This window comes from Pectobacterium sp. HCp5_1 (assembly GCF_032905925.1).
Taxonomy (GTDB): domain Bacteria; phylum Pseudomonadota; class Gammaproteobacteria; order Enterobacterales; family Enterobacteriaceae; genus Pectobacterium; species Pectobacterium brasiliense_A.
Genome location: NZ_JAUMIO010000040.1, coordinates 17171 through 32879 on the forward strand (window position 1 = coordinate 17171; position 15709 = coordinate 32879).

16 protein-coding genes and 1 pseudogene are annotated in these 15709 nt (G+C 48.9%); 5 read left to right on the forward strand and 12 right to left on the reverse strand.

Annotated features, from left to right (window positions below; translation table 11 throughout):
• Positions 1-273: 273 nt before the first annotated feature.
• From alaS to Q3A88_RS19310, 5 genes are all read right to left on the reverse strand, one after another.
• Entirely contained in the window at positions 274-2901 is a 2628-nt protein-coding gene (alaS, locus tag Q3A88_RS19290; RefSeq protein WP_039499977.1) for an alanine--tRNA ligase, read from the reverse strand.
• 138 nt (positions 2902-3039) lie between these two features.
• Entirely contained in the window at positions 3040-3534 is a 495-nt protein-coding gene (gene recX, locus Q3A88_RS19295; protein ID WP_110164136.1) for a recombination regulator RecX, read from the reverse strand.
• Positions 3535-3579: 45 nt separating this feature from the next.
• A complete protein-coding gene (gene recA / locus Q3A88_RS19300) occupies positions 3580-4653 on the reverse strand; it encodes a recombinase RecA (RefSeq protein WP_110164135.1) in 1074 nt (357 codons plus the stop codon).
• Positions 4654-4761: 108 nt separating this feature from the next.
• A complete protein-coding gene (gene pncC / locus Q3A88_RS19305) occupies positions 4762-5256 on the reverse strand; it encodes a nicotinamide-nucleotide amidase (protein ID WP_110164134.1) in 495 nt (164 codons plus the stop codon).
• A 224-nt stretch (positions 5257-5480) separates the two neighbouring features.
• A complete protein-coding gene (locus Q3A88_RS19310) occupies positions 5481-5816 on the reverse strand; it encodes a hypothetical protein (RefSeq protein WP_014916323.1) in 336 nt (111 codons plus the stop codon).
• A gap of 480 nt (positions 5817-6296) precedes the next feature.
• Here Q3A88_RS19310 and Q3A88_RS19315 point away from each other — a divergent pair, with 480 nt between their 5' ends.
• From Q3A88_RS19315 to Q3A88_RS19325, 3 genes are all read left to right on the forward strand, one after another.
• Positions 6297-6785 carry an SRPBCC family protein gene (locus tag Q3A88_RS19315; RefSeq protein WP_233991285.1) on the forward strand — a complete coding sequence of 163 codons (489 nt, stop codon included), beginning with the start codon at positions 6297-6299 and terminating at the stop codon, positions 6783-6785.
• Between the two features lie 82 nt (positions 6786-6867).
• Positions 6868-7542 carry a MarC family NAAT transporter gene (locus tag Q3A88_RS19320; protein WP_010307203.1) on the forward strand — a complete coding sequence of 225 codons (675 nt, stop codon included), beginning with the start codon at positions 6868-6870 and terminating at the stop codon, positions 7540-7542.
• 180 nt (positions 7543-7722) lie between these two features.
• Entirely contained in the window at positions 7723-9321 is a 1599-nt protein-coding gene (locus tag Q3A88_RS19325; protein WP_233991284.1) for a sensor domain-containing diguanylate cyclase, read from the forward strand.
• Between the two features lie 239 nt (positions 9322-9560).
• On the opposite strand, the gene Q3A88_RS19330 is transcribed toward Q3A88_RS19325, so the two are convergent.
• Positions 9561-10781, reverse strand: coding sequence for an MFS transporter (locus Q3A88_RS19330; protein WP_317178463.1), 1221 nt, complete (start codon positions 10779-10781; stop codon positions 9561-9563).
• Positions 10782-10902: 121 nt separating this feature from the next.
• A complete protein-coding gene (locus tag Q3A88_RS19335; protein WP_233991283.1) occupies positions 10903-11784 on the reverse strand; it encodes a LysR family transcriptional regulator in 882 nt (293 codons plus the stop codon).
• A 215-nt stretch (positions 11785-11999) separates the two neighbouring features.
• Between Q3A88_RS19335 and grxB the strand changes: the two genes are divergently transcribed.
• Positions 12000-12635, forward strand: a complete 636-nt coding sequence (gene grxB, locus Q3A88_RS19340) for a glutaredoxin 2 (protein ID WP_110164132.1) — start codon at positions 12000-12002, stop codon at positions 12633-12635.
• 96 nt (positions 12636-12731) lie between these two features.
• On the opposite strand, the gene Q3A88_RS19345 is transcribed toward grxB, so the two are convergent.
• From Q3A88_RS19345 to pvcA, 3 genes are all read right to left on the reverse strand, one after another.
• A complete protein-coding gene (locus Q3A88_RS19345) occupies positions 12732-13172 on the reverse strand; it encodes a bacteriocin immunity protein (RefSeq protein ID WP_317178459.1) in 441 nt (146 codons plus the stop codon).
• Between the two features lie 81 nt (positions 13173-13253).
• The gene (locus Q3A88_RS19350) at positions 13254-13403 is read right to left on the reverse strand and encodes a hypothetical protein (RefSeq protein ID WP_162274782.1); all 150 of its coding nucleotides are present in this window, start codon (positions 13401-13403) and stop codon (positions 13254-13256) included.
• A 79-nt stretch (positions 13404-13482) separates the two neighbouring features.
• Positions 13483-14442, reverse strand: coding sequence for an L-tyrosine isonitrile synthase (gene pvcA, locus Q3A88_RS19355; RefSeq protein ID WP_410522772.1), 960 nt, complete (start codon positions 14440-14442; stop codon positions 13483-13485).
• A 375-nt stretch (positions 14443-14817) separates the two neighbouring features.
• Here pvcA and Q3A88_RS19360 point away from each other — a divergent pair, with 375 nt between their 5' ends.
• Positions 14818-14991 carry a SymE family type I addiction module toxin gene (locus tag Q3A88_RS19360; RefSeq protein WP_317178464.1) on the forward strand — a complete coding sequence of 58 codons (174 nt, stop codon included), beginning with the start codon at positions 14818-14820 and terminating at the stop codon, positions 14989-14991.
• Positions 14992-15053: 62 nt separating this feature from the next.
• Here the strand turns inward: Q3A88_RS19360 and Q3A88_RS19365 are convergent, their stop codons facing one another.
• Complete coding sequence (locus Q3A88_RS19365) at positions 15054-15419, reverse strand: hypothetical protein (protein ID WP_317178461.1); 366 nt, start codon at positions 15417-15419, stop codon at positions 15054-15056.
• A 73-nt stretch (positions 15420-15492) separates the two neighbouring features.
• Positions 15493-15709: pseudogene (locus Q3A88_RS19370) on the reverse strand (RHS repeat domain-containing protein); the annotation flags it as partial.

Consider the following 15709-nt stretch of genomic DNA (forward strand, 5'->3'; position numbering starts at 1 on the left):
ATTATCCATCATGTGCCGTGAAAACGTAAACCTAGACGATGGTATAACCACACCATCACACTCCGGTTTGTCACTACTTGTTAGTTTAGTCGATATCAGTAGCTTGTGCTTTTGTTATCACAACAACAGGACTGAGCATGTAAAGCTTCAGAATATCTGAAGGTAACACACTTTCTATCCTGCTTGCCGGATCCTTTTCCGCAGACAAAAACGCCACAACCAGAAAGTTATGGCGTTTTGTCGGATAACGCGAATAAAACGTTATCTGTCGTTTTACAGCTTAGCAGCAACCCAAGATTCAACGCTTGCCAGCGCAGCAGGCAGTGCAGACACGTCTGAGCCACCAGCCTGAGCCATATCTGGGCGACCACCGCCTTTACCGCCAACCTGCTGGGCAACAAACCCAATCAGTTCACCGGCTTTTACGCGGTCAGTCAGATCTTTCGTTACACCAGAAATCAAGCTAACCCGGCCTTCTGCCGCCGTTCCAAGAACGATAACAGCAGATCCAAGCTGATTCTTCAGGTCATCAACCATCGTGCGCAGCAGTTTAGGATCCACGTTGTCCAGCTGCGTAACCAGCAACTTCACACCGTTAATCTCTTTTGCTTTGCCAGACAGCGACGAACTTTCCTGCGCCGCTTGTTGAGCCTTCAACTGCTGAAGCTCTTTCTCCAACGCGCGGGCACGATCCAAAACAGAGCGTACCTTATCCGTCAGGTTGTGACTATCCCCTTTCAGCAGTTGCGCAATATCTTGCAAAACGTCGCTCTGGCGATGCAGCGCAGACAACGCATTCTCACCCGTGGTCGCTTCAATACGACGCACGCCGGCAGCAGTACCTGACTCAGAAATGATCTGGAACAGGCCGATATCACCTGTACGGCTTGCGTGCGTGCCCCCACAAAGCTCAATGGAGAAATCTCCCATTGTCAGAACACGGACATGGTCATCGTACTTCTCGCCGAACAACGCCATTGCACCCTTCGCTCTCGCATCGTCCAACGCCATGACATCCGTTTGCACGGTAAGGTTACGGCGGATTTGCGCGTTAACGATATCTTCAACCTGACGAATCTGCTCAGGTTTCATCGCTTCCGTATGTGAGAAGTCAAAACGCAGATAGCTATCGTTAACCAGAGAGCCTTTCTGCGCGACGTGATCGCCCAGAACCTGACGCAGTGCAGCATGCAGCAGGTGCGTCGCAGAATGGTTCAGACGAATGCGATCGCGACGTTGGCTATCAACGTTTGCATCTACACTGTCGTTAACACGCAGCGTACCCTGAGTCAATTTACCGACGTGGCCAATTGCCTGACCATATTTCTGAGTATCCTGAACGGCAAAGCTGACGCCCGCATTTTTCAACTCACCCTGGTCGCCAACCTGACCACCGGATTCACCATAAAATGGCGTTTCGTTCAGAATCACAACCGCTTCATCACCGGCCGCAATCTGATCGACCGCGTTTCCATTGTGATAAATCGCAATAACCTTCGCTTGTTGCTGCGTTTTTTCATAGCCGCAGAATGGCGTGTTTTCATCCACACGGATGAGGCTGTTGTAATCTACGCCAAATCCGCTGGCTTCACGCGCACGCTGGCGCTGGGCCGTCATCGCAGCTTCAAAACCTTCTTCATCGACTTTCAGGCCGCGCTCGCGACACACATCTGCAGTAAGATCGACAGGGAAACCATAGGTGTCATACAGGCGGAAGGCTGTTTCACCATCCAGCGTATCCCCTTTCAGGTTTTTAATTTCTTCGTCCAGCAGAGACAAACCGCGTTCCAGCGTGCGGGCAAACTGCTCTTCTTCTGTCTTCAGTGCCTGCTCAACCACAGACTGCTGTTTTTTCAATTCTTCAGCTGCTGGCCCCATGACGTGAATCAGCGGCGCAACCAGTTTGTAGAAGAAAGCATCCGTAGCGCCCAGCATATTACCGTGGCGCGCAGCGCGGCGTATAATACGGCGCAGAACATAACCACGGTTTTCATTAGACGGCATCACACCATCGGCAATCAGGAACGCACAAGAGCGGATATGGTCAGCAATAACACGCAGCGACTTATTAGTTAAATCCGTCGTTCCGACGGCTTCCGCTACCGCCTCAATCAGCGTTTTGAACAAATCAATGTCATAGTTTGAATTGACGTGCTGCAAGACGGCAGAAACGCGTTCTAACCCCATGCCGGTATCGACGGACGGTTTTGGCAGTGGCAGCATTGTGCCGTCAACCTGACGGTTGAACTGCATGAACACCAGGTTCCAGATTTCGATATAGCGATCGCCGTCTTCATCAGGGCTTCCCGGCGGGCCACCTGCGATGTGCTCACCGTGATCGTAGAAAATCTCGGTGCACGGACCACACGGCCCCGTTTCGCCCATCTGCCAGAAATTATCAGAGGCGTAAGGTCCGCCTTTGTTATCGCCAATACGAATAATTCTTTCGCGCGGCACGCCAACTTCGTCAGCCCAAATGTCGTAGGCTTCATCATCTGTTGCGTATACCGTTACCCACAGTTTTTCTTTCGGCAAATTGAACCACTGAGGAGACGTCAGCAATTCCCACGCATAGCGAATCGCATCATGCTTGAAATAGTCACCGAAGCTGAAGTTACCCAGCATTTCAAAGAAGGTATGGTGGCGTGCGGTATAACCTACGTTTTCCAGGTCATTATGTTTACCACCGGCACGTACGCAGCGCTGCGAGGTCGTCGCTCGGACATAGCTACGTTTATCCAGCCCGAGGAACACATCTTTGAACTGGTTCATCCCCGCATTGGTGAATAACAATGTCGGATCGTTGTTCGGCACCAGAGAGCTGCTATCAACAACCTGGTGTCCCTTACTGTGGAAAAAATCGAGAAACGCTTGACGGATCTCAGCGGTGCTCTTGCTCATAATTGTCCTGGAATCAAGCTAGAAGAACAGATCGCGGGCAAGGTTAGTTCAGCATGCTGACGTTACCGAGCAACTCACGAACAAAAAAGTGGGAATAAGATAAATTTTCTTCGATGGGAAGTAAAATCCCGTGTGCGTTCAATCTGAAAAATTCGTATAAATTGACTGGATTTCTTCATGAAAGAAGCCACGATAGAGCAGATATCGCTGATGTTTGACTTTGTCTTTCCATTCATCGGACAGAGGATGCCCGAATTTTCGTTCCACAACCGATTTCGCCAGCGCACACCAATCGATATCACTCTCGTTTAATGCTGTGGCTAACGTTGTCTTATCGATTCCTTTCTGGCTTAGCTCCATTTTGATCCGCTGGGCACCATAGCCTTTGCGGCTCCGGCTGCTGATATAGCGGCGAGCATAACGCTCATCATCCAGCCAACCGTGTTCCTTACAATACGCAATAGCCGCTTCCACATCTTCCGCCGCAGCTCGGGCTGTAGCTTCATCTTCTTCATCTTCTGCACTTGCGCTTTCTGACTTATATAAATACGCCGCACATTTGCGGCGTATTTCAGTTTCACTATAATCGCGAACGGAAAGCACATTCATCGCATAGCGTAATGGTTTATTCATCCATCTACCCGCTAAAGTGCCCTGTCACAATCCATTCAGCCACCATTAAAACTCTTCGTTGCCTTCACCAGCGAATTCATCTTCGTCATGGCTATTTCCAGCGGCGGCTGGCGTCAGCTCATTGCCTTTGTGCAGCAGCATTTCACGCAATTTCTTATCCAGTTCCGCAGCAATAGTCGCGTTCTCTTTCAGGAAATTACAGGCATTTGCTTTACCCTGACCGATCTTGTCGCCGTTATAGCTGTACCAGGCACCCGCTTTTTCGATCAGCTTGTGTTTCACACCCAGATCGACAAGCTCACCGTGGATATTGATGCCTTCGCCGTACAGAATTTGGAATTCAGCCTGTTTGAACGGTGCTGCCACTTTATTCTTCACGACTTTCACACGGGTTTCGCTGCCGACAACCTCTTCGCCTTCCTTGATTGCACCAGTACGACGAATATCCAGGCGAACAGAAGCATAAAACTTCAGAGCGTTACCACCGGTAGTGGTTTCAGGGTTACCGAACATCACACCGATTTTCATACGAATCTGGTTAATGAAGATCAGCAGCGTATTGGCTTGCTTCAGGTTACCCGCCAGTTTACGCATAGCCTGGCTCATCATACGTGCAGCCAGCCCCATGTGGGAGTCGCCGATTTCACCTTCAATTTCTGCTTTCGGCGTCAGTGCCGCAACGGAGTCGACGATGATAACGTCAACAGCGCCAGAGCGCGTTAATGCATCACAGATCTCCAACGCTTGCTCGCCGGTATCCGGCTGAGAACACAGCAGGTTATCGATATCTACACCAAGCTTTTTCGCATAAATCGGGTCCAGCGCATGCTCAGCATCGATAAACGCACACGTTTTGCCTTCGCGTTGAGCGGCAGCAATAACCTGTAAGGTCAGCGTTGTTTTACCGGAAGATTCTGGGCCATAAATCTCAACGATACGCCCCATCGGTAAACCACCGGCGCCCAAAGCGATATCCAGGGACAAAGAGCCTGTAGAAATGGTTTCAACATCCATTGAGCGATCCTCGCCCAACCGCATGATAGAACCTTTACCAAATTGCTTTTCGATTTGACCCAGTGCTGCCGCAAGTGCCTTTTGTTTGTTCTCATCAATAGCCATTTCTGCTCCTGTCATGCGGCGTAAAGCCTGCTGTCTCTACGCGGCTGCTTAATCATGAATTGCCGAATAATTACTGACATTATACTGTATGCGCATACAGCATCAAGGTTATTTTTTCAGAAACGTGTCGAGCAACGTTTGCAGCGCAAAATGGACCGATTGCAGACGCACCGCGTTTCTGTCTCCACTGAACCGCATTGTCTGAGCGAATGCCCCACCCTGTTTGTCTGTGAAGCCAAACCACACCGTGCCGACAGGCTTCTCTTCGGTTCCCCCGTCTGGCCCGGCGACACCGCTTACCGATACGGCAAAATCTGCATCGGCGGCCTGCAAAGCCCCTGCGGCCATCTCATTGACGACGGCTTCACTCACCGCACCATGCTGCTCCAGTGTCTCTGCGTTCACGTTAACCAGACGCTGCTTGGCCAGATTGCTGTATGTCACAAAGCCGTAGTCAAACCAGCCAGAACTACCCGCGATATCGGTAATAGACTTAGCCAACCAGCCTCCAGTGCAGGATTCCGCACATGTCAGCGTGGCACCACGCACCTTCAGTTTTTCACCCACCAAAGCACTTAACCGCAGAATGTCAGCTTCCGTCATTGCCGCCTCATCTTAATCAAGGATTGTTGGGTCAGGGTAACACTTTTCCCTGAAAAAGACGCTCCGCTGCACGGTATGCGAAGCGCATAGCAAAGAAGATGAAAATCGAGGGAAATCGAATAAAACGCAGCCGAATAATCAAGGAGAAAATAGCACGACGCGAATAGATCGTCGGCTAGCAGGAATACAGAGGGAATAGGAGTAATTAATAATGATGGAGAGATTTACATACAGCCTGCACAACTGGTGCATCGCCAGTCCTGCTTATTTATAGCCTGAAAGAAATACCTGAAATAACATTCTTCGATAGGGACATTATTTTCTTCAAAGCTATCGGCCAGCCAGTCGATATTTTCCAGAATCCAATCATCCTCATCGAGTCCGTCCCGGTACATTTCATCATCAGGATCGATGATAGAGTAGATCCCCATCGTTCCCATATGATTTTCTTTATATTTTTCCGGTAACGTGAAAGCATTTTCTTTATAAGATATTAACCAGTGGCCGTGGCAAAGCAGGTTGCCATTACGACTCCACTTAGCAACAAATGGGTTACTCATATTTATTCCTACCAGCATGAAAGCTGGTTATAAACGTATCACGACATGTCTATAAAGTAAATTACCACACAACCATCGCGCCATTTAAATAATAGAATATAGGGATGCACTTTTATTACACCTTAATAGGTACAAAACCATTAGCGATAACTTGATAAATATCAATTTACATAGCAATAAAATATCTAAACAGGGAAGTAAAAATAAAAAAAGCCCACTAAAAATAGTGGGCGGGGCACTGCTATTATCGTTATGTAAAAACCCTGGTGTTTTGCGGCACTTCATTCGGCTTCTGTCTGACTCTTACAGTACCGAACGAACATTAAGGCAACATTAGGCGCATAAAAATTCTGACGATTGCTGTGATAGCCTGCGCCAACACTATCGCCACCGTCTCCGCTTTGCTTCGTTGGTCGAGATCGGTCAGAATGGCCTGCATATGCCCATAAAGGGGTAATAATCCATTAGGGAGGATGACGGGTGTTTCCCTCTTTCTTAAGAAGAACCTCAGCGAAAAACGGCAGTTATGCCAATGAAATCAGTAGCAGCATTACGATCAATCGCCCGGCAGAACGTTTGTTTGATCTCTGGCGCAAACCGGAAACGTTGCCGATCCTGATGGGCCATTTCGCCAGTATCGAGATACTGAACTATACCGACTCTAACTGGCGGATTAACACGCCGATTGGCGCACTCATTGAGTGGCAGGCTCGTATTATTGATGAAAAACCGGGAGAGTATATCCACTGGCGTTCGCTGGAAGGGGCACAGGTTCCGAATGAAGGCCGGCTTTCTTTTCAACCAGCCACATCGGAAGCAGGTACAACCGTAACGCTGACGATTCGCTACAACCCACCGGGGGGCTTGATCGGGAAAAAGATCGGCCAAATGTTTGATATGTTTTCTCGAGATATGCTGACGAAAACGCTCTATCGTTTCAAAAAATTAGCAGAGGATGAACTGGCCTAAGCCGCGCCAGACATCATAGCAACAGGTCATCAGCGACCGTTTTCCCGAACTGACGAAAGCGTCCCAATAAAAGGAACGTAGAATGCTGGAATTGATTCAAACCATTGGTCTTGGTCTGGTGTTAATCCTGCCACTCGCGAACCCACTGACAACGGTAGCGGTATTTTTAGCGATGTCCGGCAACATGAGCCAGGGGGAACGAAATCGCCAAATCTTTCAGGCTTCGCTCTACGTCTTCATCATTATGACCGTCGCGTACTACGCGGGTCAGGTCGTAATGAATACCTTCGGAATATCCATTCCTGGGTTGCGCATTGCCGGCGGGCTCATCGTTGCATTTATCGGGTTTCGCATGCTTTTTCCTCAGCAAAAGCCAGAGCATGCGCCTGAAGTCAAAAGCAAAAAAGAAGAAATCAACGACAGTTTCTCCGCCAATGAGGTCAATATCGCCTTCGTTCCACTGGCGATGCCCAGCACCGCGGGGCCAGGAACCATTGCCCTCATCATCAGTTCTGCCTCACAAATCAAGAGCGGCGTCGATATCACGCCCTGGGTGATTACCGTTGCCCCCGTACTCACGTTTATGTTGATCAGCCTGATCGTCTGGCTCAGTCTGAAAAGTTCGGGTCTGATTATGCGTCTTATCGGGAAAAGCGGCATTGAAGCCATTTCACGACTGATGGGGTTCCTGCTGGTTTGCATGGGCGTACAGTTCATCATTAACGGTACGTTGGAGATCGTACACTCCCTGCATTAAGTTGAAGATGCGGGAGAGATATCAATACGTTGCCAGATAGCCCAATTAGCGTCTATAACTTTGAATGGCGGGTTTATTCATTGGTCGCAAGCGAATACCCCGCCGGTTTGCCATTGATGATGACATAACAAAAAGAAAGCGTGATTTTGCTTACCTAGCGGAAAATAGGTGCGGCCAATAATGAAAATAAAAAAACGATTCCCAATCAATTTACGTTCGCTCATTTTATCCCTCGCCATTATCAGCATGGTTATTACGCTGACCAATGCTTATGTTGCTGTTTATAATGTACAAAAGAAGCTCATTACCGATCAGATACTGAGCTCAAACCTTAACTATTCTTCCAAGTTAGCGGCGACCACAGAAAGTTTTTTATCTTCAGCACAGCAGGAACTGGCTTACAGCGCGACATCAATAGCGGACAGTTTTAGTGACGATGCGACGCTACTGAGTAAAAGTGAACAGACATACCGCATGAGCCAAAGCTTTAATTCTATTTTCGTTGCAGATACTCAGAATCAGATACATGCGGTTTACCCTACCTCACTGAATCTGAAAGGAAGTACACTGACCTCTGATGCCAGCAAGCTGGCGCTCGTGGAACAAAGGCCGTTAATCAGCCAGCCTTATATTTCAGTTACGGGAAATTTGATCGTACTGGTCTCCTCCCCGATAAAAGACAAACAGGGAAATTATCTCGGTTATATCGGCGGAACCATTTATTTAAAAAATCAAAGCGTCTTAAACGAATTCATGAACACCCATTTTTATAACGATTACTCCAGCGTTTACGTCATCGATAAAAGCGGGATTGTTCTCTATCACCAGGATAAGCAGTGGGTCGGCAAGCCCGTCAGCGATGAGAGAATTAAAAACGCGCTTCACAACAAGAAAAGTGGCACCGCCGCGATGCCCGATATGCAAGGTACGCCGTCTTTGGCGGGTTTCGATACGGTCAACTCATCCGGCTGGATCATCATTACTTTGCACCCTTCTCAAACCGTTATCGATTTGCTCAGCAGCGTGATGCGTTCCGTTTTATACGAAGGTGCCCCGGTAATGGCATTAACGCTTATCGCGCTCACCCTACTCGCCTTCTATATCGCCAACCCTCTGCGCTTGCTGGCCGTTTCTGCCAGTAAAATGGAAGAGTCCGACGTGATTGAAAAAATCAAGAAAGTTCCCTCCTGGTATTTTGAAGTTGAGCAGCTAAAACGCGTCATTCTTTTCGGTACGGTCTTGTTGCACAAGCGGATCGGCAAACTGAGCTTGCTGGCCCACACCGATCCGCTCACTGGGTTACTCAATCGCCGTGGTATCTATGAAAGCATTGAACTCATTCTCTCAAAGAGCAATCAGGTTGCCGCCATCGTGATTGATATCGACCATTTCAAACGCGTGAATGATACCTACGGACACAATATCGGCGATGACATCATCAGGCTGTTGGCTAAAAACATAAAACAGGGTTCGCGCGAATCCGATCTGGTTTGCCGCACTGGCGGAGAGGAATTCCTCACACTTCTGCCCGATACGGACATAACGCAGGCCGCAGATATTGCTGAACGGCTGCGTAAAAAAGTGGAAAAAATGCCGCTGCCGATTCCTGAAAACATCACGATTTCACTAGGCGTCACCTGTTTTATTCCGGGAATGGAGCAGATCGATAGCGTCTTGAAAATCGCGGACGATGCCCTCTATCAGGCCAAGCATGAAGGCAGAAACCGAGTCGTTATCAAAGTCGCTTCCGATCATTCAGTTAATCACGACACGGAATAGACACGCTCAACATGAATGCCGCGAGCGAGAAAGCAGGCAAAAAAAAACCCGCACAAGGCGGGCCAAGGTCATTCTAATGACAGGGATGGTTAACTAACACAACACTCACAGGGATGTGAGGTACTGACAAGGGATGGAAGGACTATAGCAAGCCAAATGTATAGTATTGTCATCAGCAAGTAAGGTTAATCTACCGGTTGTAAAACAACATTGGTGAGACTTCCCAGCCTCCTATCTGGCTATTTCAGCCTGCTTTCCCCGTTCGTAATGACGCTTTTTTGGGTTTTCATCAGCGCAACCAGCAGCGCCATAATTGCCAGAACGCTGGCAAGCCCTCCGACCATCAGCCACCCTCCCTGATGCCATGCAGCCATCGCAACCGTGGAGCCAACTGCGCCCCCCAGAAACATCCCGCCCATGAATACGGTATTGATGCGGCCTCTGACCGCTTCACCGAGCCCGTAAATCACATGTTGATTGGCAATTAGCGCACTTTGTACGCCGAGATCGAGCAGGACCACACCGATAATCAGGCCAATAACGGAATTGAAACCGATGAATATTGCCCATGAGAGCAGCGTCAGCAACGCGCCGGCAATCACAACCGGGCGGCTGCCGATTCTATCGGCCAGTCTTCCCGCCAGCGGAGCCGCAAAAATTCCCGCTACGCCAATCACGCCGAACAGGCCCGCAGCAGCAGCGCCCATTTGAAAACGTCCGCCTTCCAGATACAGCGCAAGCACGCTCCAGAACGCACTGAACGATGCAAACAACAGCGCCTGAATCAGCGTAGCTTTACGCAATGCGCGTTCATCCTGCCACAGCGTCACCAGCGAACGCATCAGCTCACGGTAACGAACGGTTTGATTCGATGGTGAAGCCGGTAACATTCTTCCCATTGCCCACGCGCCCGCTAGCGCCAGCGGCACGCTCAGCCAGAACATCGCCCGCCAGCCCGCACTTTCCGCCACCAGTCCCGCAATCGTACGGCTAAGCAGAATGCCGCTTAATAGACCGCTCATGACCGTTCCGACAATCGCACCACGCTGTTTCGCATCGGCAAGCGCAGCCGCAGCCGGAACAATCTGCTGCGCGGCGGTCGCTCCAAAACCGATAAGTAGCGAAGCACCTAATAACGCGACAGACGATGTCGACAAGGCCGCAAGCGCAGAAGCCAACGCCAGCATCAAAAATTGCCACACGATCAGCCGACGGCGGTCAAACTTATCGCCCAGCGGAACCAGTAACAGCAGCCCTAAGGCATAGCCTAACTGCGTCACGGTTGGAATCAGCGAGGTTGCCCCGCTCGACGTAAAGCTTTCGCCGATCACGCCCAGCATCGGTTGGTTGTAATAGATATTGGCAACAGAAATACCACTGGCTGCCGCCATTGAGAAAATCAATACTTTGCTGGGTGCCCGCTGCGTGCTGACATCGACTTCTCTGGATAATGTACTCATCATCATACCTGTCTGTGTGTTTCCTGCCGGAAATCGGCAGGTGATGAGCAGAGCATAGGGTGCCCGACTCATTCCCAGTAGAGAGGTAAAATGGATATCAGCTATTCCGAATAGGAATATTTCAGGAAAAAAGTTGCTTGACGAAATCGGTGAAAATTCTGGCGCGAGCTGATGTCATGCGGCCTCCGGGGTAGACAGCCCACAGATCCATCTTACCCAGCGACCATGAATCCAGTGCGGTGACGACCTGCCCGCTTTCAAGCTCTGGTGCAAACATCCATTCCGACGCCACAATCAGCCCTACACCGGATAGCACCGCTGCACGCACGCCTTCCGCCGCAGAAACTCGGATACGCCCATTGGGGAATACCGTGGTCTGTGTTCCATCCCGAGAAAAAATCCAGCGATCGGTTCTCTCTCCCTGCAAATAGATAACGGCAGGATACGCAGCCAGAACGTCAGGAGAAGCTGGCACACCATGACGCGCGAAATAGTCAGGGGTCGCCAGCAGGCGCATGGAACACGATGCCAAGCGCTGGGCAATCAGGCTTGAATCCTTCATTTCGCCCAAACGCAGAGCCACATCAATGCCTTCAGCAATCAGATCGATCGGGCGATCGTCCAGAATGACATCAATATTTAGCTGGGGATGCTCGGCCATGAATTCATGGAGCCGCGGTATGATGAGCTGTCTGGCGAAAGTCACGGGTGCACCGATGCGTAGCCGCCCAGACAGCGCCGTGCTCCCGCTCACCACATGCTCTTGGGCATCCCCCAGTACCTTGACCGCGGGGGCGATTTGCTCATAAAAATTCTGTCCAGCTTCTGTCGGCGTCAGCCCTCGGGTAGAACGGAGCAGCAACGGCGTTGCCAGCTGATTTTCCAGTTGCATGATCGCTTTGGACACCGCAGGCTGCCCAATACCGAGCCTGCGGGACGCGGCGGAAAACGACCCCGTTTCAAAAACGCAGATAAATGTTTCCAGCGCGCTCAGGCGATCCATGATTTCTCTTCCGCAAAAGGAGTTTCACTGCATCATACAGGAATCCTACGAGGATAAGGCGGATCCGCACTGCGCCCTTCTTTTCCCTGACATTGCCATCTTCAGGCGCATTCGCTTTACCGCCAACCGCATCAGGTATTACTCTGATGGCGTGACTTGTCATGACAAGGCTGGCAAATTTTTGCAGCCTTTTTCAAAATCTTACGAGGCGATGCATGAAACTTTTCATTTACGAACACTGCCCATTCTGTGTCAGAGCCAGAATGATTTTTGGCCTGAAAGATCTGCCTGTTGAGCAATCTGTCATTATGGAAGGCGACGTTGACACGCCAACACGCATGGTGGGTCGCAAAGTGGTGCCGATCCTGCAGAAAGAAGATGGCAGCTTCATGCCGGAAAGCATGGATATCGTCCACTATGTCGACAGCAAGCAAGCGCCGTTAATCGCCGATAAACCGGTTGATGCTGAGATTGAAGCCTGGTGCAAGTCCGTTTCCAGCGCGGTGTTTAACCTTGCGGTCCCCCGTTTTACGAAAGCCGATTTCAAAGAGCTTTCCACGCCAGAGGCGCGCAATGCTTACATCCTGCGCGAAGAAAAAGCCTTCGGCGATCTGGATGCACTGCTCGCAAAAACGCCGGAACTGATTGCGGAAGTGGAGCAGAAACTCGAGGCACTGGAGCCGCGTCTGGCAAACGTCAGCACCATTTCCACCACCGACTTTATTCTGTTCCCGATCTTACTGTCGCTCACGATCGTGAAAGGCGTACAGTTTGGCCCTCACGTTCACGCGTACCTTGAACGTGTCTCAACAGCCAGCAAGGTCGACTTGTTGACCGATAAAGCGCTGTAAAACGGCAAGATAGAAACAACAAAGGAGCGGCTTATAGCGGCTCCTTATTTTAGCAACGTTCGGATAACGTCGTTCATTTACCAACGACGATCATGATTATTCCTCACTGAGCGCACATCCTCCGGTGCCAGGCTCAAGTTTAGTCATCGAGTACGACTGAGTATTTTTCGTTTTCTTTATCAGGAAAGGGTTCATTGAAAAGTAACTTCCCACATGCGCATCATCCACAAAACAGACTGTAATTTCTTTTTCATTTTCCGAGATAATACGTAGCGAATACGTCCAACTGCCATCTGTATCTGTGGCTTCTGCCCAGTCTTTTTCCTGGTTAAACACATAATCACCGGTATCTTTCAGCAACGTCCCCTTCGGGAAATGTTTCGGTCCAAAAGAACTGCGGAAAGTAGTCACATCCAAATGTTTCAGCAGCGTCAGCGCATCCGTTTTTGTTGCCGAAAAACCGGTCTGGGGAATCATCAATACTGAAAAATCACGGCCAAAAATAGCTTCATTTACTGCAACCCTGCGATAGAACATCCGTGCGCGTATTCTATTTTAAAAACACGGTTCGCAATAGCGTTATGGGGCACGCTTTTACCCCATAACGCGTGACGGATTTCAGGCGTTATTTTGCCGTAACGTCTTACTAAACGCGCTTTGCGTTTCCGGCATGACATGATGATATTCCAGCGCATGCTGATTAAGGAAGCACACACCTTCGATCGGCAGCGTACCAAAAGGGGAAAGCGGTTTAATGCAACGGTCCATGCTATTTTCCACCCTGTATATTCCTTTATAAGATGACAATATCGATGTCTCGATGAACGATAAGGCGAGAACAGTGCGCTTATGCCAGATCAGGCTGTTTAACTAAGTAATGGCTAGGCATACCGCGAATTTCCACGATTTCGCCATCCAGTTGCTGTGCTTCTATATTCTTCATTAACACAAACTGCCCATTAACATTGGCGGCTACGCCATGCCAGGGGGTCAACCAATCGTCCTTGGTGGGCATCATATGAATACCCAGCTTCAGGCTGTCCGAAGGCTGCGGATGAATAGACAAACGGATGGCGTCTGGAAATTGTTCAGCAAGCAGATTGCCCCATGCCCAACTGCGTTGAATGACGCTACACGCGCGTTTTTTGGCATCTTTCTGTAACGCCGCGTTAGAGCCGGTATAGTCAGGCCTCAGGCTATCTTCATAGAGGAAACGGGTCATTGAGCGGTAAAGCTGCAAACCTTCTTCGCTCTGCATGAGCTGCGCTTTCACCTCCTCTTCTGAGTCAGCGTAATTCTCAACCAGTTGCTGGCGAAGGCGGTCATAGTCAGCGGTGAGCGCCGCCATATTCTCTACATCTTTAAGATTAAAAACGCTGAGATGAACGGCACCCAGTTCATGCAGTAAATATTCAATCTCATCCTGATAAATATTAATCGTTTCGTCGCTGGTCCCAATCAGATCGCCAAATACATGCCCATCAGAACAAATACGGATATGCGCACCGGGTGGATAATAAAGCTGAATACGCTGACATAACGAATTCAGGAAGATTAGGGACAAACGTTCCGCCATATCTGGCATTCTGCCCAACACTTTATAAGGGCTAGGAGATTTAAACGGAAACGCAGGCAGAATGAGTTCAATTTGACGTGCTTCTTCAACAAAAGCACGAATTCTGGGTAATTGAACCAGGGTCACCTGAGACTCTTCTTCACTAATTGGTCTCGTCGACTGGGTAAATCTACGCCGATATTGAATTAACTCACTTAATATTAGCGATGAAACTAATTCATTATTCATCATATACAAAACAACCCCATTACTTTACATTAATTTAAAAAAGGAATTAACTACATAGCTATGGCGTAGAAACAATAGAATAAAACTCTTACGCGAATACAATAAAAAAACTGAATGACATATTCAGTTTTTTTATTTACGCCGCTAATAATTAATTTGAATTATAAATAAACATAATAAGAATTAAGAGGGTAATTATTAAAAATTAGGATAAGTGGCGATGGAGGCAGATCTCTTCCTTTTGTTCAGTACAGAACGTCCCATTACGGAACTGGTAGCGCTGACCCAGCACATCCGTCACTGCCGTCAGGTACCTTCCACATCGTAACCAAACCGTGTCGCGCTGCCATCTTCTTGAGAAGTCGCGCTGCCATCTTCTTGAGAATAAGTAACCAAAATAGAGCGTTACTACACCGTGATAATAGCAGACCCACCCCTCCCTCAGCGATTAGTCTGAAAGGCCGCTGGCTGGAAGAGTCCGGCTTTATCACAGGAATGCACATCACGGTGGAAAGAGGGAGGATTATTATTGAGACGCAGGTTAATTTGTAGTGACTGACCAACATATAAAATAAAAACCGGAAGGATCGTGGCGATCGCTTCCGAATTCTATATCAATCATATTTCAACTCAAGATTGCCAATAATATCAAAAACATGATCATATGTACTTAATATCACCCTTTTCCTATTTTCTTTATACTTCCCCTCAATCTCATCAAAGCTGGAAAGCGTGTATTTCTCATAAGGAAAATCATCAAGTTTATATATAGATACATTCTCTACATCACTAAAATAAAACTCAACACACGCGTCAGGAGCATCTTTAACTGAGGGAATACAACCACTCAGAGAAAGTGAGGTTTTGATATTCACCGTCATAGGTGTAAGTTGAATAGAATAATCTCTAATAACTAAGGCATCTCTTGAGAAGATACGGCCATACTTTGTATCTAACTCTTTAAATTTTAAATCAGTCATTGTCCGCAAGCCTTCCTTATAGCAATACCTTTTCCACCTGTTTCTGTGGAGAAGCATCTATTTAGATTTATCTCTACCAACTATTCAAGAGTTGGCCCTCTGGCACCTTACTGACTCTGCGGCCAAACGCATCGTAACGATAGCGCCAGCGTGCCCCGTCCGGCAGACTCACCCGCACCAGACGGTCCTGCACATCCCAGTCAAAGTACGTTTCCTTCGGCCTGAACCCCGGGCGCGTTTCCCGCTTCACCGCCAGACGCCCGCAGTCGTCATACCGGTACTGCGTATGA

Bases quoted from the DNA above. Each gene is read 5' to 3' on its own strand.
- alaS (WP_039499977.1), bottom strand. From the start codon at position 2,901: ATGAGCAAGAGCACCGCTGAGATCCGTCAAGCGTTTCTCGATTTTTTC.
- recX (WP_110164136.1), bottom strand. From the start codon at position 3,534: ATGAATAAACCATTACGCTATGCGATGAATGTGCTTTCCGTTCGCGAT.
- recA (WP_110164135.1), bottom strand. From the start codon at position 4,653: ATGGCTATTGATGAGAACAAACAAAAGGCACTTGCGGCAGCACTGGGT.
- pncC (WP_110164134.1), bottom strand. From the start codon at position 5,256: ATGACGGAAGCTGACATTCTGCGGTTAAGTGCTTTGGTGGGTGAAAAA.
- Q3A88_RS19310 (WP_014916323.1), bottom strand. From the start codon at position 5,816: ATGAGTAACCCATTTGTTGCTAAGTGGAGTCGTAATGGCAACCTGCTT.
- Q3A88_RS19320 (WP_010307203.1), top strand. From the start codon at position 6,868: ATGCTGGAATTGATTCAAACCATTGGTCTTGGTCTGGTGTTAATCCTG.
- Q3A88_RS19325 (WP_233991284.1), top strand. From the start codon at position 7,723: ATGAAAATAAAAAAACGATTCCCAATCAATTTACGTTCGCTCATTTTA.
- Q3A88_RS19330 (WP_317178463.1), bottom strand. From the start codon at position 10,781: ATGAGTACATTATCCAGAGAAGTCGATGTCAGCACGCAGCGGGCACCC.
- Q3A88_RS19335 (WP_233991283.1), bottom strand. From the start codon at position 11,784: ATGGATCGCCTGAGCGCGCTGGAAACATTTATCTGCGTTTTTGAAACG.
- grxB (WP_110164132.1), top strand. From the start codon at position 12,000: ATGAAACTTTTCATTTACGAACACTGCCCATTCTGTGTCAGAGCCAGA.
- Q3A88_RS19345 (WP_317178459.1), bottom strand. From the start codon at position 13,172: ATGTTCTATCGCAGGGTTGCAGTAAATGAAGCTATTTTTGGCCGTGAT.
- Q3A88_RS19350 (WP_162274782.1), bottom strand. From the start codon at position 13,403: ATGGACCGTTGCATTAAACCGCTTTCCCCTTTTGGTACGCTGCCGATC.
- pvcA (WP_410522772.1), bottom strand. From the start codon at position 14,442: ATGATGAATAATGAATTAGTTTCATCGCTAATATTAAGTGAGTTAATT.
- Q3A88_RS19365 (WP_317178461.1), bottom strand. From the start codon at position 15,419: ATGACTGATTTAAAATTTAAAGAGTTAGATACAAAGTATGGCCGTATC.